Below are 25,734 nucleotides of genomic sequence, written 5' to 3'. Positions count from 1 at the left end.
GGGGGACGTTCGTCGCCCGCCCGGTGGCCGGCGGCGAAGCGGCTCAGCGCTTGAGATAGGCCAGGACGGCCAGCACCCTGCGGTTGTCGTCCGCCGACGGGCTGATCCGGAGCTTGGTGAAAATGCTCGCGGTGTGCTTGGCGACGGCGCTCTCGCTGATGTGCAGGCCGGCGGCGATGGCGGCGTTGGACCTGCCCTCGGCCATCAGCTCCAGGACGTCCCGCTCGCGCTGGGTCAGGCTGCCGATCGTGCCACGGGCATCGCTGCGCGACAGCAGTTTGGAGATGACCTGCGGGTCCATCACGGTGCCTCCGGCAGCCACGCGGCGGACCGCGTCGATGAACTGCCCGGTGTGGGTCACCCGGTCCTTGAGCAGATATCCGACGGCGCCCTCGCCCCCGGCCAGCAGCTCGTTCGCGTACAGCTGCTCGACGTACTGGGAGAGTATGAGGACGGGCAGCCCGGGCCGCCGGCGACGGGCTTCGAGTGCGGCTTGCAGGCCCTCGTCGGTGAAGGTCGGCGGCAGCCGCACATCGACCACGGCGACATCCGGTGCCCTGTCCCCGTCGTCGAGCAGCGCGCGCAGCAGAGACGGGCCGTTGTCCACCGCGACCACCTCGCAGCCGTGTTCCCGGAGGGTGCGTATCAGCCCGTCCCTCAGGAGGAAGAGGTCTTCGGCGAGGACAACGCGCACGGAATCTCCATCGTCACGGTGGTCGGCCCGCCCTGCGGACTGTGCAGGTCGAGGGTGCCGTCGAAGGTATCCAATCGCTGTCGCACACCGGCCAGCCCGGTCCCCCGCGCGGGGTCGGCGCCGCCCTGACCGTCGTCGGTGACGGTTGCGCGCAGCAGGCCGTTCTCGCAGGTCAGGGCGATGCCGACCGCGCGGGCCCGGGAGTGCTTGGCCGCGTTCGTCAGCGCCTCGCTCACCGCGAAGTAGGCGGCGGACTCGACCGGCGCCGGGAGCCGGTCCGGCAGCCGGGTCTCGACGTGGACGTCGAGGAAGCAGTCGAGCGCCAGCGACCGGACGGCGTCGCCCAGGCCGCGGTCGGCGAGGACCGGCGGGTGGATGCCGTGCACCAGGTCGCGCAGGTCCTGCAGGGCCCCCTCGGACGTTCGGCGGACGTCCAGCAGGAGCTCGCGCGCCGCCGCCGGGTCCGTCTCCAGCAGGCGGGTGGCACGGTCCAGCGTCATGCCCAGGGCGACCAGCCGGGCCTGCGCTCCGTCGTGCAAGTCCCGTTCTATGCGCCGCAGTTCGGCGGCCTGGGCGTCCAGGGCCCGGGTACGGGTGTCGGTGAGCCGCTCGACCCGCCGGGCGAGCTGGATGCGGCGCGGCGCGGAAAGCAGCGGCCGGCTCATCCGGGTGTGCAGCCGGAGCGTGGCGGGCGCGGCCAGCAGTCCGACGGCCAGGAAAGCGAGTCCCAGCACCAGCGCGGCACACATGGTCGCGGCGCTGTGCACGGGGACGAACGCGTACCAGTTGCCGTCGTCGATGAGCCGCCAGATGAACGGCTGCACCAGCGCGCCGAACGCCCCGTACTCGGCCAGGGCGAGGGGGACGGCGACGAGGAGCCCGCCGGCCACCGGCTCCAGCCAGGCCCACGCCAGGTCGCGCCAGAACCCCTCGTCGGCGATGATCGCGCCCGACCTCTTGCGGGCGCTGAGGGAACGGTCCACGGGCAGCGGTTCCGGTGGACCGATACGGACGCCCGTCCACCGGTCGGCGCGCGCACGGGAACGATCGGACAGTCCGCGCAGGGCCCGCGCGGCGGGCGGCAGCAGCAGGAAGCCCACGCCCACGGGCATCAGCAGCAGGGCGAGGACCACCAGCGAGCCCACCGCCGACACCGCGAGGGCATGCAGGCTCGCCAGCTGGCACCGGCCGAGGGCGAGACCGGCGCGGAAGGCGACCGCACGTGGCTTATCGAACATCGTCCATGATCGGAGGGATCCTAACCGCTGCCGGCCCCGCCGTCCGCGGCCTGCCGACGCTCGTCCACGTCCACAGTCCGGCCGCCGCCAGGCACGCGGCGCCGAACAGCACCATGGGGAGGACCGCGCCGGATTCCTCATCCATGAACAGCAGCATGCCGAGGTTGATCAGGGCGTGAAAGCCCGCCGCGAGCGGCAGTCTGAAGGCCCGCACCCCTTCCAGGGCCCATCCCATCACGACCGACATGGACACCGCCGCCATCATGAACGCCGCCGCGTACGCGGGGTGTTGGGCGAAAACCTGGACGTGCCAGACGCCCCACACCACTCCCACCGCGACCGACGCCGCAAGCGGGCCGAAGCGGGTGCGCAGCAGCGGCTGGAGAAAGCAACGCCATCCGATCTCCTCTCCGCACGCGCCGATCAGCTGCGCCACGGCGATCAGCAGGAACGGCGCACCCGGCCGCGTGGCATGCACGTCCCCGGTGAGCACCGCGTAGGCACCGGCGCTCACCGCGATGATCAGCGGCGCCGTGACGAGCAGCAGCACCCCCTGACCGCTGCGGCCCGGCCCCCGGCCGGCGAGCACTTCCCGCGTCCGCCCCGGCCACAGCACCGCGGCAAGCCCCACCCCGAGCGCGGGCCCGAACTGCGTCAGCTGAATGACCTCACCGGGTATCCGGGTCACGGGCTGAAGCGCGCCCAGCGCTCCGGCCGCCAGAAACGCAACGGCGAGGAACAGCGCCATCGCCCTGATGTCGACAGGTTCGCTCTGCATGGCATCTTTGCTTCGCATGGCATCGACGATGCCGTCCGGCGGGCCCGCCGCCATTGGGTCTGGATACCGGGCAGGGGTGTACCCAGATACACCCCTGGCCCGTTTCGGCGAGGTCTCCGATCACTGTCCCCTGCTCGGCGGCTGAGCCAAGGGAACGCAAAGGCGGCCGCGGAGGCCTCTCGGGCCTCCGCGACCGCCCGTGCGTTCTCAGGCGTGCGCTACTGCGCGGCTATTCCGCCAGTTCGCGTTCCTTGGCGATCCGGGCCACCCGGCCGCGGACCGCGTACCAGCCGACGACCAGCGCGGCGGCCAGGACCGGGATGATCATTACGGTCTGCCGGCCGACGCCGTCGTCGAACCACATCAGCACGATGACGCCGAGCAGGAAGACGATGGTCGCGATATCGGTGACCGGCGTACCCGGGAGCCGGAAGCGCGGACGCTCGAGCACCCCTTCCTTGGTACGGCGGACGAACACCATGTGGCAGACCATGATCGTGCACCAGGTGCTGATGATGCCCAGCGCCGCGATGTTCAGCACGATCTCGAAGGCCTGGCCCGGCACGAGGTAGTTGAGGCCGACACCCAGGACGCACACCGCGGAGGTGAGCATGATGCCGCCGTACGGCACCTGGTTGCGGTTCATCAGGCCGGCGAACTTGGGCGCGGAGCCCGCCATCGACATCGAGCGCAGAATGCGGCCGGTGGAGTAGAGGCCGGAGTTCAGGCTGGACATCGCCGCGGTCAGCACGACGAGGTTCATGACATCGCCCGCCGCCGGCACGCCGACGTTGGACAGCACCGTCACGAAGGGGCTCTGCCCGTCGACGTACTTGTTCCACGGCAGCAGCATCGCCAGCAGGACCACCGAGCCGACGTAGAAGACGCCCACCCGCCACATGATGGAGTTGACGGCCTTGGGCACGACCTTCTGCGGTTCACCGGTCTCGCCGGCGGTGACGCCGACCAGCTCGACGGCGGAGTAGGCGAAGACCACACCTTGGAGCACGATCACCACGGGCAGCAGACCGGTCGGGAAGAGACCGCCGTGGTCAGTGATCAGGTTCAGTCCCGGTGTGTGTCCGTCGACCGGGTGCTGGGTGGCCAGCAGGAAGATGCCGATGAACATGAAGATGACCAGCGCCGCGACCTTGATGATCGCGAACCAGAACTCCAGCTCACCGAAGATCTTCACCGAGATCAGGTTCACGGTCAGCACGACCGCCAGCGCGATCAGCGCCATCACCCACTGCGGGATGGTGGTGAACAGACTCCAGTAGTGCGTGTAGAGCGCGATGGCCGTGATGTCGGCGATACCGGTCGTGGACCAGTTGACGACATACATCCAGCCGGCGACGTACGCGCCCTTCTCCCCCAGGAATTCCCGGGCGTAGGAGACGAAGGAACCGGAGGACGGGCGGTGCACCACCAGCTCGCCGAGGGCCCGTACGACGAAGAATGCGAAGAGTCCACAGACCGCATATGCCACGGCCAGCGCGGGGCCGGCGGAGTGGAGACGGCCACCGGCACCGAGGAAGAGCCCGGTGCCGATCGCCCCGCCGATGGCGATCATGTTGATATGACGGCCCTTGAGGCCCTTGCTGTACCCCGCGTCGCCCGCGTCCTGCCGCGCGCCGCTCCCCCCGTCGTGTGACTTCTGGGCTGCGTCTGTGACGGTTTCAGTGCTCACTGCTGGTGGATCTCGCTTTCAGGCAGGTGCTTGAGCAAAGGCCGGGCTCCGCGGATCGCGCGAAGTCGGCCGACGGCACACCTTCCACGAAGTCCGCCGAACCGTCTGTGCCCAAGGTCACACGGCGTAAAAACGTTGTAGGATCTGACGGTATTTCGCGTGAATTACGCGGCGCCGGAGCTTCAGCGAAGGGGTCAGTTCGCCGGTTTCCGGACTCCACTCCTCGCCCAGCAGCAAAAATCGCTTGACCTGCTCCGTTCGGTTCAGCCGCGTATTCGCCGCCTCGACCGCCCGCTCGACCTCTTCCCGGACGGCCGGATGCCCGGCCAGCTCCCCGAGCGTCCCCTCGATGCCGTGGCGCGCCGCCCAGAGCGGCGCCAGCTCCGGATCCAGCACCAGCAGCGCGACCAGGTACGAGTGACCGTCGCCGTACGCCAGCGCCTGCCCGATGAGCGGGTGCTCCTTGAGCGTGTTCTCGACCAGCGCGGGCGAGACGTTCTTGCCCGTGGACGTCACGATCATTTCCTTTTTGCGGTCGGTCAGCCAGAGGAAGCCGTCCTCGTCCAGCCGGCCGATGTCGCCGGTCGCGAACCAGCCGTCGGCGTCGGTCGCCGACTCCACCGATCCGTCGGCGCGCAGATAGCCGTCGCACACCGTGCGCCCGCGGACCTCGATCTCGCCGTCCGCGGCCGTGCGCACCTCGAGGCCGTCGATCGGGCGGCCGACCGAGCCGAGCCGGAAGGCCCCGGGGCCGTTGGTCGTGGACACGCCCGTCGTTTCCGTCAGCCCCCAGGCATCCATGATCACAATGCCCAGTCCGGCCCAGAACCGGACCACATCCGGCGGCATCGGCGCGGACGCACTCGCGGTCCACACCAGCCGATCGAACCCGGCCGTCGCCAGCAGCGGATCCAGCACCTCGGCCTTGACCTGGGAATACGCGGCCACCAGCGCTTCCGGGGGACGCTCTGAGCGCTCCTGGCAGGCCACATACGCGCGGGCCGTCCGGCCGGCCGCCTCGACGGCCGCCCGCCGCTCCTCCGGGAGCTGCGCGAGCGCCGCCCGTACGGCCGCCGCCAGCTTCTCCCAGACCCGCGGCACGCCGAAGAACTGCGCGGGATGCAGCTCGCGCGCCGTCGCGGCGACCGCCGACGGGTCCGCGCAGAGGTAGACGTGCGAGGCGCGGAAGACCGGCAGATAGAGGCCCAGTATCCGCTCGGCGATATGGGCGAAGGGCAGGTAGCAGAGGTGCTCGACGTGGTCGGGCAGCTCGACGGCGGCGTCCAGGGCCGTGGCGTTCAGGAGCACATTGCGGTGGCTGACGACGACGCCCTTGGGGTCGCCGGTGGTGCCGGAGGTGTAGACGACGGTGAGGGTGTCGGCCGCGTCCGCCCGCCGCCAGGCCGCTTCGAACTCCTCGGGGTCGTACAGCTCCGCACCCCGGGCGGCCAGCGCGGCATGACTCTCGTACGGGCCGGCCCCGCTCGCCTCGTCCCGCTCGACGATCACTAGCTTTTCCAGCCGGGCGGTCGCGTCGTCGAGCAGGGGCTGCCAGCGCCCGAGCTCCCGGTCACCCTCCAGCACGGCGAGGCGGGCCCTGCTGTGGCGGGCGATATGGGCTATCTGTCCGGGTGCGGCGGTGCCGTAGACCGTGACCGGGATCGCGCCGAGGTGCACCAGGGCGAGGTCGCTGAGCCAGTGCTCGGGGCGGTTGGCCATCATGATGAGGACGATCTCCCCCCGCCGTACGCCGAGCGCGCGGTACCCGGCGGCCAGCTCCGCGACCCGGCGGCGGACCTCGGCCCAGCTCAGCGTGTGCCAGCCACCCGGCCCGTCGCCGGCGCGCCAGGAGAGCGCGGGTAGCGAGCCATGGTCCTCGGCGTTGCGCAACAGCAGGGCGGGAAGGGTGAGTTCGTCTGGTTTGCCGGGCATGCGCAGGATCGTGGTCAAGGCAGCCTCCTGAGGAGTGAGAGCCTGATCCCCGGGCCGAACGGGCATCCGGAAGGTTTCACAAGAGTGGTGAGACAGCAATACTGTTGAACATGATGGAGTCCGCCACCGGCCTTACGGTCGACGAACTGGCCGCCCGCGCCGGCGTCACGGTCCGCACGATCCGCTTCTACAGCACGCGCGGACTTCTGCCGCCGCCCGAAATCGGTCCCCGCCGGGTGGGCCGCTACGGACCGGACCACCTCTCGCGGCTGGCGCTGATCGAGGAACTCCAGCACCAGGGCCTGACCTTGTCCGCGATCGAGCGCTATCTTGCGCAGCTGCCGCCCGATCTGAGCGCCCAGGATCTGGCGATCCACCGTGCGCTGGTGGCGAGTTGGGTGCCGGACAAGGCGGAGGATGCGACGCGGGAACAGCTGGAGCGGCGGGTCGGCCGGGAGCTGACGGAGGAGGATCTGGCCCGGCTGGCGGCCATGAGCGTGCTCGTACGGACCGAGGACCCGGAGGTCTTCCAGGTCGATCCGGGCCTGCTGCATCTGGGCACGCGGCTGCTGGACGTACCGATCGCGCTGGAGACGATCCTGGCGGCGCGCACCGTCGTCATCGAGCACACCCGCTCCGCGGCCCGCGAGCTGAGCCGGCTCTTCAAGGACGAGGTATGGGAGCCGTACCGGGAGGGCGGGCCGGATGCGGAGGATGTGGCACGGATGAAGTCGCTGTCCGCCCATATGCAGCCGATGGTCGTGCAGGCACTGGTCACCGCCTTCCAGCGGTCGATGAAGCAGGAACTGCGGGAGTGGTTCAGCGAGAGCGGCGGCAGCGACGGGGCCGAGGGCTGAGGGGCGGGCCGCCGAGGCCCGCCCCCGCCTCACTCAGTCGCTGAACTTCTCGCCCTTCCCGGCCTTCTCGACCAGCAGCGCGGACGGCTCGAACCGCTCGCCGTACGCAGCCGCCAGCTCGCGGGCACGCGCCACGAAGCCGGGCAGGCCGACGAGGTTCTCCCGTCCCGGCCCGCCCTGGTAGCCGTTGATGTACTGGATCACGCCGCCGGTCCAGCCGGGGAAGCCGATGCCGAAGATGGAGCCGATGTTGGCGTCGGCGACCGAGGTCAGTACGCCTTCCTCGAAGCAGCGGACGGTGTCCAGCGCCTCGGAGAACAGCATCCGCTCCTGCATGTCGACGAACGGGATGGCCGCGTCCTCCTTGGCGAAGTGCTCGCGCAGCCCCGGCCACAGGCCGATGCGCTTACCGTCGTCGCCGTAGTCGTAGAAGCCCGCGCCGCCGCTGCGGCCGGGCCGCTCGAACTCGTCGACCAGGCGGTCGATGACGGCGTCCGCCGGGTGCGGCTGCCAGGTGCCGCCGGCCTCCTCGACCGCCCGCCTGGTCTCGTTACGGATCTTGCGCGGCAGGGTGAGGGTCAGCTCGTCCATCAGGGACAGCACCTTGGCCGGGTAGCCGGCCTGGGCCGCGGCCTGTTCGACGGAGGCCGGGTCCAGGCCCTCGCCGATCATCGCGACGCCTTCGTTGATGAAGTGGCCGATGACGCGCGAGGTGAAGAAGCCGCGTGAGTCATTGACGACGATGGGGGTCTTCTTGATCTGCCGGACCAGGTCGAAGGCGCGGGCCAGCGCCTCGTCGTTGGTCCGCTCGCCCTTGATGATCTCCACCAGCGGCATCTTGTCGACCGGCGAGAAGAAGTGCAGCCCGATGAAGTCCTGGTCGCGCTCGACGCCTTCGGCCAGCAGCGTGATGGGCAGGGTGGAGGTGTTGGAGCACAGCAGCGCGTCGGGGGCGACGATGTGCTGGATCTCCTTGAACACCTTGTGCTTGAGCGCGACGTCCTCGAAGACGGCCTCGATCACGGCGTCACAGCCGGCGAGGTCCTGCGGGTCGGCGGTGGGCGTGATGCGCGCCAGCAGCTCGTCGCGCTGGGCTTCGGTCGTACGGCCCCGCGACAGCGCCTTGGCGAGCAGGCCCTCGGAGTAGGCCTTGCCCTTCTCCGCCGCGTCGAGGGTGACGTCCTTCAGAACGACCTGCATGCCGGCCCTGGCGCAGGAGTAGGCGATGCCCGCGCCCATCATGCCGGCGCCGAGGACGGCGACCTTTTCCACCGTGCGGGGCTCGATGTCCTTGGGGCGGTTGGCGCCGGAGTTGACGGCCTGGAGGTCGAAGAAGAAGGCCTGGATCATGTTCTTGGAGATCTGGCCGGTGACCAGCTCGACGAAGTAGCGCGCCTCGATGGTCTGGGCGGTCTCGAAGTCGACCTGGGAGCCCTCGACGGCGGCCGCGAGGATGTTGCGCGGGGCCGGGTAGGGCGCGCCGTTGACCTGCTTCTTGAGGTTGGCGGGGAACGCCGGGAGGTTGGCCGCGAACTTCGGGTGGGCCGGTGTGCCGCCGGGGATGCGGTAGCCCTTGACGTCCCAGGGCTGCTGGGACTCGGGGTGTGCGTCGATGAACGCCCGCGCCTTGGCGAGCAGCTCGTCGGGGGTCTCGGCGACCTCGTGGATCAGGCCGTTGTCCTTGGCCCGGGTGGCGTTGTACTGGGTGCCCTGGAGCAGCACCTTCAGGAGCGCGTCGGTGATGCCGAGGAGGCGGACCGTACGGGTGACGCCGCCGCCCGCGGGCAGCAGGCCGAGGGTGACCTCGGGCAGCCCGATCTTGGTGCCGGGGGTGTCGAGGGCGATGCGGTGGTGGCAGGCGAGCGCGATCTCGTAGCCGCCGCCCAGCGCCGCGCCGTTGATCGCGGCGACGACGGGCTTGCCGAGGGTCTCGATGCGGCGCAGATCGCGCTTGATGCCGTTGCCCGCCTCGAAGGCCTGCTGGGCCAGGGCGGGGGTGACGGCGATCAGGTCGCGCAGGTCGCCGCCGGCGAAGAAGGTCTTCTTGGCGGAGGTGAAGATGATGCCGCGGATGCTGTCCTTCTCGGCCTCCAGGCGGTCGGCGACCGCGGTGAGGGAGGCCTTGAAGGCGTTGTTCATGGTGTTGGCGGACTGGTCGGGGTCGTCCAGGACCAGGGTGACGATACCGGTCTCGTCCTGCTCCCAGCGGATGGTCGACGAGGCAGCGGATTCACTCATGGGTGCGTACTCCGTAGTGGGGTGGGACGAGGGGGTCAGAGGCGCTCGATGACGGTGGCGATGCCCATACCGCCGCCGACGCAGAGGGTGGCCAGGCCGTAGCGCTTGTCCTGCCGCTCCAGCTCGTCGATCAGCGTGCCGAGGATCATCGCGCCGGTGGCGCCGAGGGGGTGGCCCAGGGCGATGGCGCCGCCGTTGACGTTGACCTTGTCCAGGCTCAGGCCCATGTCCTTGACGAAGCGCAGCACGACCGCGGCGAAGGCCTCGTTGATCTCGACGAGGTCGATGTCGTCGATGGTCAGGCCGGCCTTGGCCAGGGCCTTGCGGCTGGCGGGCGCGGGGCCGGTGAGCATGATCGTCGGCTCGGATCCGGAGACGGCGGCGGAGATGATGCGGGCCCGCGGGGTCAGGCCGTAGCGCTCGCCGACCTCCTTGGAGCCGATGGCGACGAGGGCCGCGCCGTCCACGATGCCGGAGGAGTTGCCCGCGTGGTGGACGTGGTCGATCTTCTCGACCCAGTGGTACTTCTGCAGGGCGACCGCGTCGAAGCCGCCCGCGTCACCGATGGCGGCGAAGGAGGGCTTGAGGCCGGCGAGGCTGTCGGCGGTCGTGCCGGGGCGCGGGTGTTCGTCGTGGTCGAGGACGACCAGGCCGTTGCGGTCCAGGACGGGGACCACGGAACGCTCGAAGCGGCCGTCCTTCCAGGCGGCGGCGGCCCGCTCCTGGGAGAGCGCGGCGAACTCGTCGACATCGCGGCGGGAGTAGCCCTCTACGGTGGCGATGAGGTCGGCGCCGATGCCCTGCGGGACGAAGCCGGTCTCGAAGTTGGTCATCGGGTCCGCGAACCAGGCGCCGCCGTCGGAGGCCATCGGCACCCGTGACATCGACTCGACGCCGCCCGCGAGCACCAGGTCCTCCCAGCCGGAACGGACCTTGGCTGCGGCCATGTTGACCGCCTCGAGGCCCGAGGCACAGAAGCGGTTCTCCTGGACGCCGGCAACGGTGTCGGGCAGTCCGGCGGCGATCGCCGCGATCCGGGCGATGTCGGAGCCCTGGTCGCCGACCGGGCCGACGACTCCGAGCACGATGTCGTCGATGGCGGCGGGGTCGAGGCCGGGGAAGCGGCGGCGCACCTCGTGGATCAGGCCGACGACCAGGTCGATCGGCTTGGTGCCGTGCAGTGCGCCATTGGCCTTGCCGCGGCCGCGCGGGGTGCGGATCGCGTCGTATACGTACGCTTCGGTACTCAAGTCAACAAGCCTTTCGGATGAGGGGTGAGGCGGGGCGGGGCGGGGCGACGGACGGGGCCGGGGACCGGGGCCGGTCGGGGTCAGCCGAGCAGGGAACGGCCGATGATCTCCTTCATGATCTCGGTGGTGCCTCCGTAGATCGTCTGGATACGGCCGTCGGTGAAGGCCTTGGCGACGCGGTATTCCGTCATATAGCCGTAGCCACCGTGGAGTTGCAGGCACCGGTCGGCGACCCGCTTCTGCAGCTCGGTGGCCCACCACTTGGCCATCGAGGCGTGCACCGCGTCCAGCTCGCCGGCCGAGTGGTCGGCGATGCAGCGGTCCAGGAAGGCTCGGGTGACGGCGCACTCGGTGGCCATCTCGGCTATCTCGAAACGGATGTGCTGGAGCTTGGCCAGCGGCCGCCCGAAGGCCTCCCGCTCCTTGACGTACTGGCTGGTGATCTCCAGGAGGTGTTCGGCCCCGGCGATCGCGGCGACGGCGATGCCCATCCGCTCCTGCGCGAGATGGGTCATCAGATGGACGAAGGCGCCGTTCAGCTCGCCGAGCAGATTCTCCTTGGGCACCCGTACGTCGTGGAAGAACAGCTCGGCGGTGTCCTGCGACTTCTGGCCGATTTTATCGAGGTTGCGGCCCCGCTCGAAGCCCTCCATGCCGCGCTCGACGACCAGCAGGCTCAGGCCGTGCGCCCCGCCCTCGGGGGTCGTCTTGGCGACGACGATGACCAGGTCGGCGAGGATTCCGTTGGAGATGAAGGTCTTGGAGCCGTTGAGGATCCAGTGGTCGCCGTGGTCCTCGGCGGAGGTGCGGATGCCCTGGAGGTCGGATCCCGCCCCCGGCTCCGTCATCGCGATGGCGGTGATGATCTCGCCGCTGCAGAAGCCGGGCAGCCAGCGCCGCTTCTGCTCATCTGTGCCGAGGGTGGTGAGATACGGCCCGATGATGTCGTTGTGCAGGCCGACGGCGAGCCCGGCGGCGCCGGCCCGGGTGAACTCCTCGGCCAGTACGGCGCTGTAGCGGAAGTCGCCCTCCCCGCCGCCGCCGTACTCCTCGGGCACCGCCAGGCCCAGCAGCCCCTGCCGGCCGGCCGCCCGCCAGGCGTCCCGGCTGACGATGCCGTCCTTCTCCCACTGCTCGTAGTGCGGCGTCACCTCCTTGGTCAGGAAGGTGCGTACGGTCTCCCGGAAGGCCTCGTGATCCTCGGTGAAGATCTGGCGCTTCATCTGCGCGGTCATCGCTGCGGGCCCTCCTCAGAGCCAGTTCTTGACGGTCTCGATCAGCTTCGCGGGCTCGGGCCCTATGGGGTGGACGTTGAGCATCGTCACGCCCGCCTCCCGGAAGGCGGCGATGCGCTCACGGACGTAGCCCTCGGGCCCGCACAGCGACATCAGCTCGCAGAACTCGTCCGGTACGGCGGCCTCGGCCTCCCGCTTCTTCCCGGCGAGGTACAGCTCCTGGATGGTGTCCGCGGCCGCTTCGTAGCCATAGGCGACGGCGACGTCGTGATAGAAATTCCGGCCCTTGGCGCCCATGCCACCGACGTAGAGCGCGATCATCGGGCGCGCCAACTCCCGCATGGCTGCGGCGTCTTCGCCGATCGCCAGCAAGCCGCCGGCGACCGTCTGCAGCGGCCCGAGCGCCGGGTCGCGGCGGGCGGCGCCCTCGGCGAGTGCGGTGCCCCACACCGCGCCCGCCTTCTCCGGGATGAAGAGGGCGGGCAGCCAGCCGTCGGCGACCTCGGCGGTCATCCGGACGTTGGCGGGGCCGAGCGCCGCTACATAGACGGGGATTTCGGGGCGCACCGGCCGGGTGAGGATCTTCAGCGGCTTCCCGAGCTTTCCGCCCTTCTCCTTCGGCAGCGGCATATCGGTGATGCCGTGGTGGTCGATGACCTCGCGGCGCCAGATGCGGCGGCACAGGTCGATGGTCTCGCGGGTGCGGCCCAGCGGTTTGTCGTACGGCTTGCCGTGCCAGCCCTCGACAACCTGCGGGCCGGAGGCGCCGAGGCCGAGCAGCGCCCGGCCGCCGGAGATCGCGTCGAGCCCGGCGGCGGTCTGGGCGATCAGGGCGGGGGTGCGGGAGTAGACGTTCAGGATCGCCGAGCCGATCTTGGCGCGGTCGGTGCGGGCGGCGAGGAAACCCATGATGGTCGGCGAGTCGAAGCCATAGGCCTCGGCGACCCAGATGGCGTCCAGTCCGGCGGCTTCCAGGGCGGCGACCTCTTCGGCGGACTGGCGGGGGTCGCCCGCGTACTGGAGCGTCGTGGCGAGTTCCATCAGTTGTCCGCCTCCTGCGGCTCGGGGCGGGCCGGACCGGGGATCAGGGCCGGGATCTGCCAGTCGCGGGCGATCTCTTCGGTGTCCGCGCCGGGCTGCGCGGGCGGTCTGCGCACCGTCCCCGGGGTGTGCGAGAAGCGTGGGGCGGGCGCGGGCTGGTTGATGCCGCCGTGGTCGACGAAGGTGCCGCGGGCGGCGAGATGCGGATGGTGCGGGGCCTCGCGCAGGGACAGTACGGGCGCCACGCAGGCGTCGGACCGCTCGAAGACGGCGGTCCATTCGTCGCGCGTACGGGTCTTGAAGCGGGCGGCGATGACGGTACGCAGCTCGCCCCAGGCGGCGAGGTCGTCGCGGCTGGGGGCCTCCTCCTCGATACCGAGCAGGCGGATGAATTCGGCGTAGAAGCGCTTCTCCAGCGCGCCGACGGCCATATAGCCGCCGTCCGCGGTCTCGTACGCCCCGTAGAACGGCGTCCCGCCGTCGAGCAGATTGGCGCCGCGCCGGTCCTGCCAGCCGCCGGCCGCCAGCATGCCGTGGATCATCGCCGTCAGATGGGCCGTGCCGTCGACGATCGCGGCGTCCACGACCTGGCCCCGGCCGCCCTCGGAGCGCGCGTGCTGGAGAGCCGCGAGGACGCCGATGACCAGATAGAGGGAGCCGCCGGCGTAGTCGCCCACCAGGTTGGCGGGGATGGCGGGCGGGCCGTCGGGCGGGCCGATCATGCCGAGGGCTCCGGTGATGGCGATATAGCCGATGTCGTGCCCGGCGGTGTCGGCGAGCGGCCCCTGCTGCCCCCAGCCGGTCATCCGGCCGTAGACCAGCCCGGGGTTGCGGGCCAGGCACTCCTCGGGGCCGACGCCGAGCCGCTCGGCCACGCCGGGGCGGTATCCCTCGACGAGCACATCGGCCCGCTCGACCAGATCGAGGACCTGCGCGACTCCTTCGGGGGCCTTCAGATCCACCAGCACCGAGCGTTTGTTGCGGTTGGTGACGTCGTACGCCGGGTCGATGCGCAGCCCGGAGCCTCCGGGCCGGTCGACGCGGACCACATCCGCGCCGAGGTCGGCCAGCAGCATGGCCGCGAACGGGCCGGGGCCGATTCCGGCGAGCTCGACCACCCGCACCCCGCTCAGCGGGCCGTTCCCTGACTCTGCCATCGCGCCCCCTGTCCTTCCGCCGCACTTCGAAAGCCACTGTGACACTTCTGATGTAACACCCGTGATGTTAAGAACGTGTTCCACTTTCCACAAGCCCCCCGGACCAAGTGCCGGCCACCGGAAAAGGCCCGTGACGGCGATGCTCAACTGTCATCACCGTCACGGGCCTTTTCGCGCCTGCTGTCGCTGCGCCGCTATCCCCCGTCGAGCTCGGCGATGAGCTTCTTCGGGGCTATGACGCGATAGGACTCCTCGGTCCAGTCACAGAGCAGCTCGGCGGCCGGAGCCGCCGTCTCCGTCAGCGGAATCTGCACCCAGCCGGCCTTGCCCAGGCCGTAGCCGGCGGGCTTGGCGCCCGGCGCGGTGAGCGCATGGGCATGCGCCTCCAGGTCCTTGAGCTTGACCGTGATCCCCGGCGGATGGCTGCCGTCACCGACGCCGAGGAAGACAAAGACCTTCTTGTTGACCTTGATGACGCTCTCGCCCCACGGAAACTCCTCGACCGCCCCGGGCAGCCCCAGCGCGAACTTGCGCACCCGTGCCCGTACCGCCGCCGGACCCGCCTTCGCCATGAGCTCCTCCACGTCCGTGCCCCCTCCCGCACCGCCCGCGATGCCCCTGCCGGCGTGTCGCGCGCACGCCCGGCCCATCGCATTCCACGCTAACCGCGACCACTGACAACGGCCCGCGGAGCGCCGGACGCAGGGCCGACGGAGGGACAAGGCGGCCATGCCGGACCCGCAACTCGCCGCCGGCCCGTTCGACTTCCGCAGCGTTCCGAAGCCGCCTCGGCTCGTCGGTTCACCGAGCCGGCGCCGCCGCTGCCGCTGCCGCTGCTCGGCCGCTGTCCTCGTTCATCGGTCCGGAGCACGAGGTCCGGCAGAATCTCGCCGGGCCGCGGGCCCATATGCGGGCCGGTGCGGGCAGCGCGCTGTTCATGGGGGCGCCGCTCCCCGGCTTCGACCCGCCGGGGCCTCCCCTCCGCGCCACGGCGCTGCGCCTCCCCCTCGCCCCCGGCTTGGCCCGCGTCACGGACCGCCTCCGCCCTGCACCGCCCTGCACCGCCCTGCACCGCCCTGCACCGCCCTGCACCGCCCTGCACCGCCCTGCACCGCCCTGCACCCAGATGGTGTCTCGCCTGGCTTGCCGCCCTCAACGCGGACGGTCAGGGCGGATGTTGGCGAAGACCACCGGCAGCGCGCTTCCGGGGTGACCGAGGTCCAAGGGAAGGCCGGCGCGGAGAACCAGCCCGTCGCCGCCGGGGTACTGCTCCGTTCGGGGTGGAGCGGCGCGGCATATCCCCAGGTCGAGGCGCGAACGGCGCCCGAAGGAGTGCGCGGGTGGTGCGGGGCGGGCGGGACGACGGCGCCGAGTGAGCCGTGCCCTACCCGGAGCCGGTGGGAGCCCCTTCCGGCAGGGCACCGGGGCCGCCCGTCGGGACAAGGTGGTCATCGGGCGCCTCACGGTCCAGGAGCCGCCCCAGCCTTCGTGGAACATCCCCGCCCACCAGGATGATGACGAGGAGCGTTAGCCCGAACGTGAGCACGGCCAGCGCCCGCCCGAGGGACATCCCCTCGGCGAGCCGGGCCCCCAGGACCGGCGCCACCGCCCCGCCCAGTGCCCCCACGTTGTAGACGAAGCCGAGTGAGGCGGCACGGGTCGCGGTCGGGAAGTGCCCGGCGATGTACTTCGGCAGAATGCCGGAGATCCCCTGACTCAGCGCCAGCAGCCCGAACAGCAGCACCCCGAGCCCCACCAGGCTGTCCTGGACCGCGAAGACCGGGAAGACGAAGGCCAGGGAGGCCAGCAGGGTGCACGCGTAGGCGCGCCGGGTCCCCAGCCGGTCGCCGACGAATCCCGCCAGCCAGCAGCCCGCCATGGTGCCGAAGCCCGCGTAGAACATCACTTCGGTGACCTGCGCGGGGGCGTACCCCAGCTCGGCCTTCAGATACGTGGGCAAGAGGGCCTGAATGGGCCAGCTGTAAAGGAAGGCGCAGAACACGGTCGCCATCAGGGACACATACAACAGCCAGCCCTTGCGGCCACCGAGCTGGGCGGCGAAGGCGATCAGGCACAGCGCCGCGACGGCCGAGAGCCAGGGGACGTACTCCGCTCCCACGGGCGTGAAGACGCAGAACAGCGCGCCCGTGGCGGCCACCGTCAGGGCGGCGTTGCCCCAGGAGCGCAGGCGGCCGGCGAACAACGGCCGGAACGGATTCGGGCGTTCCGGCTGCGGGCCGGCCGCGGCGGGGCCGACCTCGGCCTGCCACTCGGCGGCCTCCGGCAGCGATCTGCGTATCCACACGGCCACCAGCACAGGCAGCACACCGATCCAGAACATCCAGCGCCAGCCCCAGTGCGGCACCACCCAGGCGTAGAGCTCGGCCGCGATGACGCTGCCGCCCGCATAACCGGAGATCAGGAATCCGGAGGCACGGTTGCGCAGCCGGGTGGGCCAGCTCTCCAGCACATACGTCACGCTGGTGCTGTACTCCCCCGCCATCCCCAGGCCGATCGCCAGCCGGGCGGCGAACAGGCTGGTGTAGTCCCAGGCGAAGCCGCAGGCAAAGGTGCCGAGCGAGTACAGCAGGATGCTGGCGATCATGGCGGTCTTGCGGCCGTAGCGGTCGCCCATCGCGCCCAGGACGGCCCCGCCCAGCCACCGGGTGATGAAGGCCCCGGAGATGAGCGAGGCGGCGGTGGCGGTACCCAGGTGGAACTCGTCGGCGATCTCGGTCAGGACGAGGGTGATCAGGACGAAGTCGAAACCGTCGAGGAGATAGCCGATCCAGGCGGCGAACATCGCCTTCCACTGACGCGGAGCCACCTCCCGGTACCAGGGAGCCGTGCCGGCGAGAAGGTCGGCGGGACGGGCGGGGCGTTCGGGATGACCGGAAGGATCGGGCGGACCCGGGAAGCGCCTCGTCACAGCAGTCCCGCCTCCTCCAGCAGTCGGCGGACGGTCCGGATGGCGGCGTCGTCCAGCGGCAGCTGCGGGGCCGCGGTGGCCGGGCAGTCGATGACGCCGAGCAGGTACAGCGCGGCCTTGAAGGCGCCGAGGGCGGACGAGCTGCGCCCCATGTCCGCTTCGTCTCCGACATCGGTGAGGGAGAACAGCGCGGCCAGGCGGTCCTGTTCGGCGGCCGCCGCACCCCACCGGCCGGCCTTGGCGTGCGCGTAGAGCCGTACATAGCCGGCCGGATCGACATTGCCCAGCCCCGGTACGACACCGTGGGCGCCGGCGAGCAGGGCGCCGTCCACGGAGAGTTCCGAGCCGGTCAGAACGGAGAATTCTTCGTTCACGGCGCGCAACCGGATGATCAGACGGCGCAACGCACCGTCATCGCCGCTGCTGTCCTTGAGCCCGGCGAGCACCCCGTCGGCGGCGAGCGCGAGCACCGTGCCGGCGGGCAGCTTGGTGTGTACGGCCATGGGGATGTCGTACGCGAAGAGCGGCAGGTCGACGGCCTTGCGCAGCCGGGTGAAGTGGTCCGCGATCTCCGCCGGATGAGTGCGGGTGTAGAAGGGCGCGGTGGCCACGATGCCGTCGGCGCCCAGGCCGTGGGCCGTCCGGGCGTGATCCAGGACCCGGGCGGTGGCCATGTCGATGACGCCTGCCAGGACGGGCAGCCGGCCGCGGGCGGCCTCGACGACCGTCTCGATGACGGTGCGTCGTTGGGCGTCCGACAAGTAGGCGGCCTCTCCCGTGGATCCGAGCACGAAGAGGCCGTCGACTCCGGCGTCGGCCAGGCGCTCGGTCAGCGCGGCCAGCGACCGGGTATCGACCCGGCCGGCGTCGGTGAGCGGGGTGCACAACGGTGGCACGACCCCGCCGAGCGGTGCGGGGAGGCGCGGATGAAGGGGCATCGCGTCCGGCTTTCTGCCGTACGGTCCGGCCCGGCGTACCGGGGAACGGAGCGGCGACCCCGGCAATCCGGACGTGGGACGTGGGACGTCCTGTGTCATGCCGAATCTGACCCCGCTCCGACGCCGTGTCAAGACTCCGCGCCACTACGGGAGCCACGCCGTGCGAGAGCAACGACATGGCCGAAGGCCGTCGTTGACGGAGCGTCGATGACGTGCTTAGGGTCCGGAGCTCAGGTCGAGAGGATGAGCGATGCGACGGCAGGACACCTCAGGACGAGCCCACGATCTCGTCCTCTACGGCGCCACCGGGTTTGCCGGGGCGCTCACCGCCGAATATCTGGCCCGGCACGCGCCCAAGGAGTGCCGCTGGGCGCTGGCCGGCCGTAACACCGCCAAACTGGAGCGGCTGCGCGACCGCCTGGCCGGCATCGACCCGGCCTGCGCCGGCCTCCCGCTGCTGCGGGCCGACAGCGACGATCCCGACTCGCTGCGCGCGCTCGCCGCCGGCACCCGCGTGCTGGCCACGACCGTCGGCCCGTACCTGCTCCACGGCGAGCCGCTGGTCGCCGCCTGCGCCGCAGCGGGCACGGACTACCTCGATCTGACCGGTGAGCCCGAATTCATCGACCGGATGTATCTCCGCCACCATGCGACGGCCCGCGCCTCCGGCGCCCGCCTGGTGCACGCCTCCGGCTTCGACAGCGTCCCGCACGACCTGGGGGTGCTCTACACCGTCGGGCTGCTCCCCGAGGGCGTGCCGGTGCGCATCGACGGCTTCGTCCGCAGCAACGCCACGTTCTCCGGCGGCACGCTGGCCTCCGCGCTGACCGTGCTCTCGCGTCCGCTGCCCATGGCACGGGCCGCCCGCGAGCGCCGGAAGGCGGAGCCGCGCACCGTCGGCCGTACGGTCCGGGCGCCCTTCGGCCCGCCTCTCAGGAGCGCTGAGACGCGTACCTGGGGTGTGCCGCTGCCGACCCTGGACCCGCAGGTCATCGCCCGCTCGGCGGCCGCCCTCGACCGCTACGGGCCGGACTTCCGCTACCGCCACTACGCCGGCGTGCGGCATCTGCCGATCGCCGTGGGCGGGGCGCTGGGGGCGGGCGCGGTGGCCGCGCTCGCCCAGGTGCCGCCCGCCCGGCGCTGGCTGGCGGGGCGTCTGGAGCCGGGCGAGGGGCCGAGCCCGGAGCGGCGCGCCAGGAGCTGGTTCGCGGTGCGCTTCGTGGCGACCGGCGGCGGGCGGCGGCTGATCACCGAGGTCTCGGGCGGCGATCCCGGCTACGACGAGACCGCGAAGATGCTCGCCGAGTCGGCGCTCTGTCTGGCCTTTGACGACCTCCCGGACACGGCCGGCCAGGTGACGTCGGCGGTCGCCATGGGGGACGCCCTGACGGACCGGCTCCAGAAGGCGGGCATCGTCTTCCGGGTGGTCCGTAGCTAGCGCGCGTCCGGTGCATCGCCGCATGAGGTAAGTGGCACATGAGGCAAGTGACGCATGAGGTAATCGGCGCATGAGTTACTTCATGTACGACGTCATGGGCGGGGTGGTCGACGCGCCCGACGGGGACACGATGCGGCGGGTCCTGGCTGGTCTGGCGGAGGCGGATGACGAGCACCCCGACGTGTCGTTGACCCATGAGAGCGGATGGTGCCTGAGCGCATTCGCCGGTGGCCTGTTGATCTGGGAGAACACCAAGGACGACGCGGTGGTCCCTGGCGAGATGCGCGGCGTCGGCCGCGAGGAGACCGTGCGGCTCTTCGGCCTCCTCGCGACCGGCGACATTGCCACGCTCACGGCGCTGCCCTGGAGCGGGTGACCGGCCCCGGTTGTCATGGCCTCAGGCGCTCGCCAACGCCTCCCGGCACAGGGAGTCGGCGGCTCGCGTCGTCTCCGGCAGACGGTATTCGGCCGCCAGATGCACCGTGTGTGCGCACGCCCGGTCCAGATCGACCCGGTGGCCCACGGAAACAAAGACCGGCTTGACGCCCTTTTGGGTACGCACCGCCCGCCCCACCTCTTCGCCGGCGGTATCGCGGTCGCCCGGCTCGCCCCGGTCCAGGAGGGGGGAAGTCGCGCCGCGCTCGGGGCCGGGCGGCTCGTACCGGAACGTGAACGGGTTCTTGGCGACCCCGATGGTCGGCAGGCCGGTCAGCACCCCGAGGTGGCTGGCCAGGCCGAAACGCCGCGGGTGCGCCAGCCCGTATCCGTCGCAGACCACGAGGTCCGGGGTATGGGTGAGGCGGGAGAGAGCCTTGAGCACGGTGGGAATCTCACGGAAGGCGAGCAGCCCGGGGATGTACGGGAAGGAGACCGGTCCGATGGCGGTGGCCTCGTCGAGGACGGCCAGGGTACGGGCGTCGAGCGCGACGGCCGCCGCGGCGACCACATCGCGCTCGTCGTCGTAGGCGACATCCACCCCGACGACGGTGCCCGCGAATCCCGGTTGCGGGCCGAGTTCGTCGAGCCGCACGGAGTGCCGCAGCCGGTCCTGGACGGCGCGCGCCTGGGCTTCGTCCGTCGGCCAGTGCCGCAGTTCGTCGTCACACGAGATCGTTCCGGGAGTGTCCATGGTGATCGCCACGCTACCGAACCCATGATCGGTTCCAACTGGCCGCCGCTACCGCCGTCCCCGACACCTCGGGCGGGCCGCCCGCCGCGGCACACATCGCCGGCCCCACCAACTGGGTGACCATGGGGGTGACCAGGGCATTGTCTATATTGCCTGCATGTTCGTACTGGAGCTGACCTACACCGCGCCGCTCGAGCGCGTCGATGCCGCGCTGCAGGACCATGTGGCCTGGCTGAACAAGGAATACGCCGCGGGGCACTTCATCGCCGCCGGGCGCAAGGTGCCACGGGACGGGGGCGTGATCATCGCGACCGGTCTGGACCGCGCGGCCGTCGAGCGGCTGGTGGCCGAGGATCCGTTCACCGTGGCCGGGGTGTGCACGTACCGGATCACCGAATTCGTGGCGACGACGACCGCCCCGGCTCTGGAGGAATACCGGGAACAGCTGCCGTCCTGAGGTATCGCCCCGGGCTGCCGTCGAAACCCGCCGCCCGGGGCACCAATCTTGAGGGTGGGCCGATCAGGCACCGGGTCGGTGAGACAGGGGGCAGGCCTCCTGTCGCCAGGCCCCTAGACCGCGGCCTCCGGGGTCGGGGCCGGAGCCGGGGCGGCGGTGGGGGCGGGCCAGCGGCCGCCGTTCCTCCAGTAGCCCTGGATCTCCTCCAGCTGGCGGCCCTTGGTCTCGGGCGCGGTGAAGGTGGCGAAGACAAGGGCGCAGAGCGCGAGGACGCCGAGTCCCGCGAACGTCCGGGCCGCCCCTGCCCAGGCCATCAGGGACGGGAAGAACTGGGCGATCAGGAGGTTCGCCACCAGGTCGGCCGTCAGCATCACCGATGCCCCCGTGGAGCGCAGCTGGGCGGGGAACGCCTCGCTCGCATAGACCCAGATCAGCGATCCGAAGCCGAAGTTGAAGGCCGCGGTGAACAGCAGGATGGCGCCGAAGCCCACCCACGTCGTGGCGCCGTGCAGATCGCCCATGGCGAAGACGACGGTCAGCACGGCGAGCATGATGACCATCGTGCCGATACCGGAGAGCAGCACCACGCGGCGGCCGAGCCGGTCGATGATGAGGATGGCGAGCACGGTCGCCGCCAGTGAGGCCAGTTGTACGAAGGACGGCAGCAGGAAGTTCTGGCCGTTTCCGTTGAAGCCCATCTCCTCGAAGATCTGCGGGCTGTAGTACGTCACGGCGTTGATGCCGGTGATCTGGCAGAAGAATCCGAGGCCGACGACGAACAGCGCGGCGCGGGCGTACGGCTTGCGCAGCAGAGAGCGTGCCGAGCCGCCGTTCTCCTCGGCCAGTGCGGCGCTCACGGCGGCCACCTCCGCGCGCGCATCGACGTCCGGATCGGTCATGGCCATGACCTCGACGGCACGCTCCGTACGTCCCTTGAGCACGTACCAGCGCGGCGTGTCCGGCAGCCGGAGCAGCGGGATCATCACGAGCGCCGCGGGGATCGCGGACAGGCCCAGCATCCAGCGCCAGTGGCCGCCGTCGGACAGTCCCCAGTTGACGAAGTAGGTGACGACGATGCCGGCGACCGTGGCTACCTGGTAGGTGGCGACGGATGCGCCGCGGATACGCGCCGGCGTCGATTCGGCGATGTAGAGCGGCGCGGCCACGATCGAGATGCCGATGGCGACGCCGAGCAGGAATCGGACCACATCCAGCACGACGACGCTGGGCGCGGCCGCGGAGAGCGCGACGAAGACGGCATACGAGCCGGCGACGATCAGCATCGCGGCCTTGCGCCCCAGGAGATCGGCGAGCTTGCCGCCGATCAGCGCGCCGACGATGGACCCGAATACCAGAATGCTGTTGACCAGGCCTTTTTCCGCCTCGGTGAGGTGGAAGTCCTTGCTGAGAAACACCAGGGCGCCGGAAATGCTGCCGGTGTCATAGCCGTAGATGACGCCGACGACGGCGCCGGTGAGCGCGAACAGCCTGCCGGTGCGGAGCGCGTTCTTGGGTTTCGGCGGCTGGGGCGTCTCGGAGAGCGTGGCAGTGGACATGGGGGAGTCCTTTGTGCGGCGGAGCGGCCTGCTGCATGACGAACGAACCATGACTGATCTTGCGAGTATTCGACTCACTTCACGCAGTTGTCAACAGCTGCAAGTTGACCCCGCACTACCGTCTCCGACTCCGCACTCAAGCCACCCGGATAGCCCAAACCGGCACAGTTTTCGGGATCCGCCCTCGACCTCGTCCGCCCCCCTCTGCTTCGTCCACCCTTTCGAGGGATGGATCTGTGTCGAATAAATGCGTAGAGTCGTTTGTAACGAAGCCGAAAGTTGCAAGATTGCGCAGTGAGTCCAGCGCAGCGGGACTCTACGGATCACGGGAGGGCGTGCCATGAGCGAGATCTCGTACATGGAGCAGGAGCTGAACAGTCAGCCGGAGACCTGGCGCAAGGCGGCAGGGATCGGAGCGGCGGCGGGAGGCCCGCTACCCAAGGCCGGACAGCGCGTGGCCGTCGTCGGCTGCGGCACCTCCTGGTTCATGGCGCAGTCGTACGCGGCGCTGCGCGAAGGCGCGGGGCTGGGGGTGACGGACCCGTTCGCGGCATCGGAGGCGTTTCTGGGTGGTGACCGACGCTACGACGCGGTGGTGGCGATCACCCGCTCGGGCACCACGACCGAGGTGCTGCGCGTCCTCGACGCGGTCAAGGGGCGGATCCCTACGGTGACGATCATCGGCGACCCCGATACACCGGCGGTCGCCATCTCCGATGAGACGGTCGCTCTGCCGTTCGCCGATGAGAAGTCCGTGGTGCAGACGCGGTTCGCGACGACGGCACTGACGCTGTTGCGCGCACACCTGGGAGAGGACGTCTCCCGGGCGGTGACCGACGCGCAGGAGGCACTGGACGCGCCGCTGGAGCGGGAGTGGGTGGACGCCGAGCAGTTCTCCTTCCTCGGCACGGGATGGACCTACGGGCTGGCCAACGAGGCCGCGCTCAAGATGCGGGAGGCATCGCAGAGTTGGACGGAGTCCTACCCTGCGATGGAGTACCGCCACGGCCCGATCTCAATAGCGGCGCCGGGCCGGGTGACATGGCTGTTCGGGCAGGCCCCGGAGGGCCTGGAAGCGGACGTGGCACGGACCGGTGCCCGGTTCGTCCGCCATGAGCGCGACCCGCTGGCCGATCTGGTGCTGGTGCAGCGGGTGGCACTGGCCCGGGCCCGCGCCCGCGGCCTGGACCCGGACAACCCGCGCAGCCTCACCCGCTCCGTGATGCTCGAGGCCCCGGCCGTGTCGTAGCTCCCCGTTGCCCCTTCGACACCAACTCACCCAGTCCGCAAGGGAGTCAGCATCCCATGCCCCTCGTTCCGACCTCATCCATCGTCGACGCCGCGCGTGAGGCGCGGGTCGGTGCCGCGGCCTTCAACGTCATCCATCTCGAAACCGCCGAGGCACTCGTCACCGCCGCGGAGCGCACGAACACCCCGCTCATCCTGCAGATCAGCGAGAACTGCGTCCGCTACCACGGCAGCCTGGCGCCCATCACCCGCGCCACACTCGCGCTCGCCGAGAGCTCCGCGGCCCCGATCGCGGTCCATCTCGACCACATCACCGACGCGGAACTGGTCCACCAGGGCGTCGCCGCCGGGGTGGGTTCGGTCATGGTGGACGCCTCCGCCCTCCCCTACGAACGGAACGTCGCCGCCACCGCCGAGCTCACCACCTGGTGTCACGACCGTGACGTCTATGTCGAGGCGGAGCTCGGCGAGGTGGGCGGCAAGGATGGCGTGCACGCACCCGGTGTCCGCACCAACCCGGACGAGGCGCTGGCCTTTGTCCAGGCAACGGGCGTGGACGCGCTCGCCGTCGCCGTCGGCTCCTCGCACGCCATGCATGAGCGCACGGCCGTACTGGACAAGGACCTGATCGCGGAGTTGCGCGCGACGCTGCCCGTGCCCCTGGTACTGCACGGCTCTTCCGGGGTCCCGGACGAAGAGCTCCGCCGAGCCATCGCGGCCGGAATGACGAAGATCAATATTTCCACTCACCTGGTGTCCGTCTTCACGCACTCGATACGGCGGACACTCGGTGCGGACCCGGCGGTCATCGACTCCCGGAAGTACATCAAGCCGGCCCGGGAGGCAGTGGCGCAGGAGGCGGCGAGACTCCTGGACGTGCTGAGCGCTCCGGCGGCGGTCCCGGAGGAGTATGCCGCCCAGGCGCCGGCTCCGGGGTGAGGCCGTGGTCGTCGTCCAGGTGCCGCTGACCGGCCTCAACGTGGTCGATCGAAACGAATTAGGCTCGCGCCATGAAGCGCCATGAACGGATGAACGCACTGCTCGAGCTGCTCGGGGACAGGGGCCGGGTGGATGTCGAGGAGGCGGCGACCGAGCTGGAGGTCTCGGCCGCCACGATGCGCCGCGACATGGACGCCCTCGCCGAGCAACAGCTGCTGACCCGTACGCGGGGCGGCGCGGTGCTCAGCTCCGTGGCGTATGACCTGCCGATCCGGTACAAGCACGCCCATCGGTCGGCGGAGAAGGAGGCAGTGGCGCAGGCGGCGGCAAAGCTGGTCGAACGCGGCGACGTGGTGGGGCTGAGCGGTGGCACCACAACCACAGCGATCGCCCGGGTCCTCGCCACCCGCCCCGACTTCGCGGAAGCGGGCCCGCAGCCGCATCTGACGATCGTCACCAACTCTCTCAACATCGCCAATGAGCTGGCGGTACGACCACAGATCAAGATCGTGCTCACCGGTGGAGTGGCACATTCACGATCGTTCGAACTGGTCGGCCCCTTCAGCGAGTTGGTACTGCAGCAGATCTCCATCGACATCGCCTTCATCGGGGCGAACGGCGTGGACCCGATGATGGGAGCCATGGTGCACGACGAGGCGGAGGCCAGGGTGAACCGCCTGATGGCCGAGCGTGCCCGGCGCGCCGTCGTCGTCGCGGACTCGTCGAAGATCGGCGAGCGTTGCTTCGCCCGGGTCGGCGATGCGGACGTATTCGACACCTTCATCACGGACAACGGAGCAAAGGAGGCAACGCGCCGGGAGTTCACGGACCGGGGCCTGAGAGTAGTGACGGCACGGCCGTCCAGCAGCACCACCGACACGAGCCCGGCTGCCGGGCGCTGACATCGCCTGACCGCCGGCTGACCGTCGGCTGACTGTCCGGCCTTCTGGCCCACTCGGTGCGGGGTCGCGTGCCCCCCCGGGGAGAAGG

22 protein-coding genes are annotated in these 25,734 nt (G+C 70.5%); 7 read left to right on the top strand and 15 right to left on the bottom strand.

The features are described 5' to 3' along the window. Positions 1–43 precede the first annotated feature (43 nt). The 5 genes from ACIRPT_RS00860 to ACIRPT_RS00840 form a co-directional block, all read right to left on the bottom strand. On the bottom strand, positions 44–694 hold the full coding sequence (locus ACIRPT_RS00860; RefSeq protein ID WP_403820219.1) for a LuxR C-terminal-related transcriptional regulator: 651 nt from the start codon (positions 692–694) through the stop codon (positions 44–46). Then, positions 658–1,932 (bottom strand): sensor histidine kinase, encoded by a 1,275-nt coding sequence (locus ACIRPT_RS00855; protein ID WP_403820216.1) that lies wholly within the window; start codon positions 1,930–1,932, stop codon positions 658–660. Before ACIRPT_RS00855 ends, ACIRPT_RS00860 begins: the two co-directional genes overlap by 37 nt. Continuing rightward, positions 1,922–2,764: a CPBP family intramembrane glutamic endopeptidase gene (locus tag ACIRPT_RS00850; RefSeq protein WP_403820213.1), complete on the bottom strand. Its 843-nt coding sequence runs from the start codon at positions 2,762–2,764 to the stop codon at positions 1,922–1,924. Before ACIRPT_RS00850 ends, ACIRPT_RS00855 begins: the two co-directional genes overlap by 11 nt. A gap of 175 nt (positions 2,765–2,939) precedes the next feature. Continuing rightward, a complete protein-coding gene (locus ACIRPT_RS00845) occupies positions 2,940–4,400 on the bottom strand; it encodes an amino acid permease (RefSeq protein WP_403497852.1) in 1,461 nt (486 codons plus the stop codon). Between the two features lie 117 nt (positions 4,401–4,517). Beyond that, entirely contained in the window at positions 4,518–6,350 is a 1,833-nt protein-coding gene (locus ACIRPT_RS00840; protein ID WP_403820209.1) for an AMP-dependent synthetase/ligase, read from the bottom strand. Between the two features lie 92 nt (positions 6,351–6,442). Here ACIRPT_RS00840 and ACIRPT_RS00835 point away from each other — a divergent pair, with 92 nt between their 5' ends. Next, positions 6,443–7,189, top strand: a complete 747-nt coding sequence (locus ACIRPT_RS00835) for a MerR family transcriptional regulator (RefSeq protein ID WP_403820206.1) — start codon at positions 6,443–6,445, stop codon at positions 7,187–7,189. A gap of 33 nt (positions 7,190–7,222) precedes the next feature. On the opposite strand, the gene ACIRPT_RS00830 is transcribed toward ACIRPT_RS00835, so the two are convergent. From ACIRPT_RS00830 to ACIRPT_RS00795, 8 genes are all read right to left on the bottom strand, one after another. Then, on the bottom strand, positions 7,223–9,427 hold the full coding sequence (locus ACIRPT_RS00830) for a 3-hydroxyacyl-CoA dehydrogenase NAD-binding domain-containing protein (RefSeq protein WP_403820203.1): 2,205 nt from the start codon (positions 9,425–9,427) through the stop codon (positions 7,223–7,225). A gap of 35 nt (positions 9,428–9,462) precedes the next feature. Beyond that, complete coding sequence (locus ACIRPT_RS00825) at positions 9,463–10,677, bottom strand: acetyl-CoA C-acetyltransferase (RefSeq protein ID WP_403497844.1); 1,215 nt, start codon at positions 10,675–10,677, stop codon at positions 9,463–9,465. 80 nt (positions 10,678–10,757) lie between these two features. Then, positions 10,758–11,900 (bottom strand): acyl-CoA dehydrogenase family protein, encoded by a 1,143-nt coding sequence (locus tag ACIRPT_RS00820; protein WP_403821722.1) that lies wholly within the window; start codon positions 11,898–11,900, stop codon positions 10,758–10,760. A 27-nt stretch (positions 11,901–11,927) separates the two neighbouring features. Further along, the gene (locus ACIRPT_RS00815; protein ID WP_403820200.1) at positions 11,928–12,953 is read right to left on the bottom strand and encodes an LLM class F420-dependent oxidoreductase; all 1,026 of its coding nucleotides are present in this window, start codon (positions 12,951–12,953) and stop codon (positions 11,928–11,930) included. Beyond that, on the bottom strand, positions 12,953–14,110 hold the full coding sequence (locus ACIRPT_RS00810) for a CaiB/BaiF CoA transferase family protein (protein WP_403820198.1): 1,158 nt from the start codon (positions 14,108–14,110) through the stop codon (positions 12,953–12,955). The genes ACIRPT_RS00815 and ACIRPT_RS00810 overlap by 1 nt, the downstream gene beginning before the upstream one ends. Positions 14,111–14,304: 194 nt before the next feature. Continuing rightward, positions 14,305–14,682, bottom strand: coding sequence for an MmcQ/YjbR family DNA-binding protein (locus tag ACIRPT_RS00805; RefSeq protein ID WP_403498662.1), 378 nt, complete (start codon positions 14,680–14,682; stop codon positions 14,305–14,307). A gap of 812 nt (positions 14,683–15,494) precedes the next feature. Continuing rightward, positions 15,495–17,039: a sialate:H+ symport family MFS transporter gene (locus ACIRPT_RS00800; RefSeq protein WP_403820196.1), complete on the bottom strand. Its 1,545-nt coding sequence runs from the start codon at positions 17,037–17,039 to the stop codon at positions 15,495–15,497. After that, positions 17,036–17,977, bottom strand: a complete 942-nt coding sequence (locus ACIRPT_RS00795; protein ID WP_403820193.1) for a dihydrodipicolinate synthase family protein — start codon at positions 17,975–17,977, stop codon at positions 17,036–17,038. Before ACIRPT_RS00795 ends, ACIRPT_RS00800 begins: the two co-directional genes overlap by 4 nt. Positions 17,978–18,227: 250 nt before the next feature. Here ACIRPT_RS00795 and ACIRPT_RS00790 point away from each other — a divergent pair, with 250 nt between their 5' ends. Together ACIRPT_RS00790 and ACIRPT_RS00785 are read left to right on the top strand one after the other, a co-directional pair. Then, entirely contained in the window at positions 18,228–19,415 is a 1,188-nt protein-coding gene (locus ACIRPT_RS00790) for a saccharopine dehydrogenase family protein (protein WP_403820190.1), read from the top strand. Between the two features lie 70 nt (positions 19,416–19,485). Further along, positions 19,486–19,791: a hypothetical protein gene (locus ACIRPT_RS00785; protein ID WP_403820188.1), complete on the top strand. Its 306-nt coding sequence runs from the start codon at positions 19,486–19,488 to the stop codon at positions 19,789–19,791. Positions 19,792–19,812: 21 nt separating this feature from the next. On the opposite strand, the gene ACIRPT_RS00780 is transcribed toward ACIRPT_RS00785, so the two are convergent. Beyond that, entirely contained in the window at positions 19,813–20,544 is a 732-nt protein-coding gene (locus tag ACIRPT_RS00780; RefSeq protein WP_403820185.1) for an endonuclease V, read from the bottom strand. 157 nt (positions 20,545–20,701) lie between these two features. On the opposite strand from ACIRPT_RS00780, the gene ACIRPT_RS00775 reads away from it, so the two are divergent. Further along, on the top strand, positions 20,702–21,001 hold the full coding sequence (locus ACIRPT_RS00775; RefSeq protein WP_403497830.1) for a YciI family protein: 300 nt from the start codon (positions 20,702–20,704) through the stop codon (positions 20,999–21,001). A gap of 113 nt (positions 21,002–21,114) precedes the next feature. On the opposite strand, the gene ACIRPT_RS00770 is transcribed toward ACIRPT_RS00775, so the two are convergent. After that, complete coding sequence (locus tag ACIRPT_RS00770; RefSeq protein WP_403497828.1) at positions 21,115–22,557, bottom strand: sugar porter family MFS transporter; 1,443 nt, start codon at positions 22,555–22,557, stop codon at positions 21,115–21,117. A 340-nt stretch (positions 22,558–22,897) separates the two neighbouring features. Between ACIRPT_RS00770 and ACIRPT_RS00765 the strand changes: the two genes are divergently transcribed. The 3 genes from ACIRPT_RS00765 (at position 22,898) to ACIRPT_RS00755 (ending at position 25,646) form a co-directional block, all read left to right on the top strand. After that, positions 22,898–23,806 carry an SIS domain-containing protein gene (locus tag ACIRPT_RS00765; protein WP_403497826.1) on the top strand — a complete coding sequence of 303 codons (909 nt, stop codon included), beginning with the start codon at positions 22,898–22,900 and terminating at the stop codon, positions 23,804–23,806. Between the two features lie 56 nt (positions 23,807–23,862). Then, the gene (locus ACIRPT_RS00760; RefSeq protein ID WP_403497824.1) at positions 23,863–24,744 is read left to right on the top strand and encodes a ketose-bisphosphate aldolase; all 882 of its coding nucleotides are present in this window, start codon (positions 23,863–23,865) and stop codon (positions 24,742–24,744) included. 71 nt (positions 24,745–24,815) lie between these two features. After that, entirely contained in the window at positions 24,816–25,646 is an 831-nt protein-coding gene (locus ACIRPT_RS00755; protein WP_403497822.1) for a DeoR/GlpR family DNA-binding transcription regulator, read from the top strand. Positions 25,647–25,734: the final 88 nt, after the last annotated feature.

The sequence above is a fragment of the Streptomyces sp. NPDC101227 genome (assembly GCF_044767545.1).
Lineage (GTDB): Bacteria > Actinomycetota > Actinomycetes > Streptomycetales > Streptomycetaceae > Streptomyces.
The sequence above is the reverse complement of the archived record's forward strand: the minus strand, read 5'-3'. Positions and strand labels throughout refer to the sequence as shown.

What these genes read in the sequence shown, in the direction of transcription:
- ACIRPT_RS00760 (WP_403497824.1), top strand. Translation starts at nt 23,863, where the DNA reads ATGCCCCTCGTTCCGACCTCATCCATCGTCGACGCCGCGCGTGAGGCG.
- ACIRPT_RS00770 (WP_403497828.1), bottom strand. Translation starts at nt 22,557, where the DNA reads ATGTCCACTGCCACGCTCTCCGAGACGCCCCAGCCGCCGAAACCCAAG.
- ACIRPT_RS00765 (WP_403497826.1), top strand. Translation starts at nt 22,898, where the DNA reads ATGAGCGAGATCTCGTACATGGAGCAGGAGCTGAACAGTCAGCCGGAG.
- ACIRPT_RS00755 (WP_403497822.1), top strand. Translation starts at nt 24,816, where the DNA reads ATGAAGCGCCATGAACGGATGAACGCACTGCTCGAGCTGCTCGGGGAC.
- ACIRPT_RS00855 (WP_403820216.1), bottom strand. Translation starts at nt 1,932, where the DNA reads ATGTTCGATAAGCCACGTGCGGTCGCCTTCCGCGCCGGTCTCGCCCTC.
- ACIRPT_RS00835 (WP_403820206.1), top strand. Translation starts at nt 6,443, where the DNA reads ATGATGGAGTCCGCCACCGGCCTTACGGTCGACGAACTGGCCGCCCGC.
- ACIRPT_RS00815 (WP_403820200.1), bottom strand. Translation starts at nt 12,953, where the DNA reads ATGGAACTCGCCACGACGCTCCAGTACGCGGGCGACCCCCGCCAGTCC.
- ACIRPT_RS00850 (WP_403820213.1), bottom strand. Translation starts at nt 2,764, where the DNA reads ATGGCGGCGGGCCCGCCGGACGGCATCGTCGATGCCATGCGAAGCAAA.
- ACIRPT_RS00790 (WP_403820190.1), top strand. Translation starts at nt 18,228, where the DNA reads ATGCGACGGCAGGACACCTCAGGACGAGCCCACGATCTCGTCCTCTAC.
- ACIRPT_RS00795 (WP_403820193.1), bottom strand. Translation starts at nt 17,977, where the DNA reads ATGCCCCTTCATCCGCGCCTCCCCGCACCGCTCGGCGGGGTCGTGCCA.
- ACIRPT_RS00830 (WP_403820203.1), bottom strand. Translation starts at nt 9,427, where the DNA reads ATGAGTGAATCCGCTGCCTCGTCGACCATCCGCTGGGAGCAGGACGAG.
- ACIRPT_RS00775 (WP_403497830.1), top strand. Translation starts at nt 20,702, where the DNA reads ATGTTCGTACTGGAGCTGACCTACACCGCGCCGCTCGAGCGCGTCGAT.
- ACIRPT_RS00780 (WP_403820185.1), bottom strand. Translation starts at nt 20,544, where the DNA reads ATGGACACTCCCGGAACGATCTCGTGTGACGACGAACTGCGGCACTGG.
- ACIRPT_RS00820 (WP_403821722.1), bottom strand. Translation starts at nt 11,900, where the DNA reads ATGAAGCGCCAGATCTTCACCGAGGATCACGAGGCCTTCCGGGAGACC.
- ACIRPT_RS00805 (WP_403498662.1), bottom strand. Translation starts at nt 14,682, where the DNA reads ATGGCGAAGGCGGGTCCGGCGGCGGTACGGGCACGGGTGCGCAAGTTC.
- ACIRPT_RS00785 (WP_403820188.1), top strand. Translation starts at nt 19,486, where the DNA reads ATGAGTTACTTCATGTACGACGTCATGGGCGGGGTGGTCGACGCGCCC.
- ACIRPT_RS00810 (WP_403820198.1), bottom strand. Translation starts at nt 14,110, where the DNA reads ATGGCAGAGTCAGGGAACGGCCCGCTGAGCGGGGTGCGGGTGGTCGAG.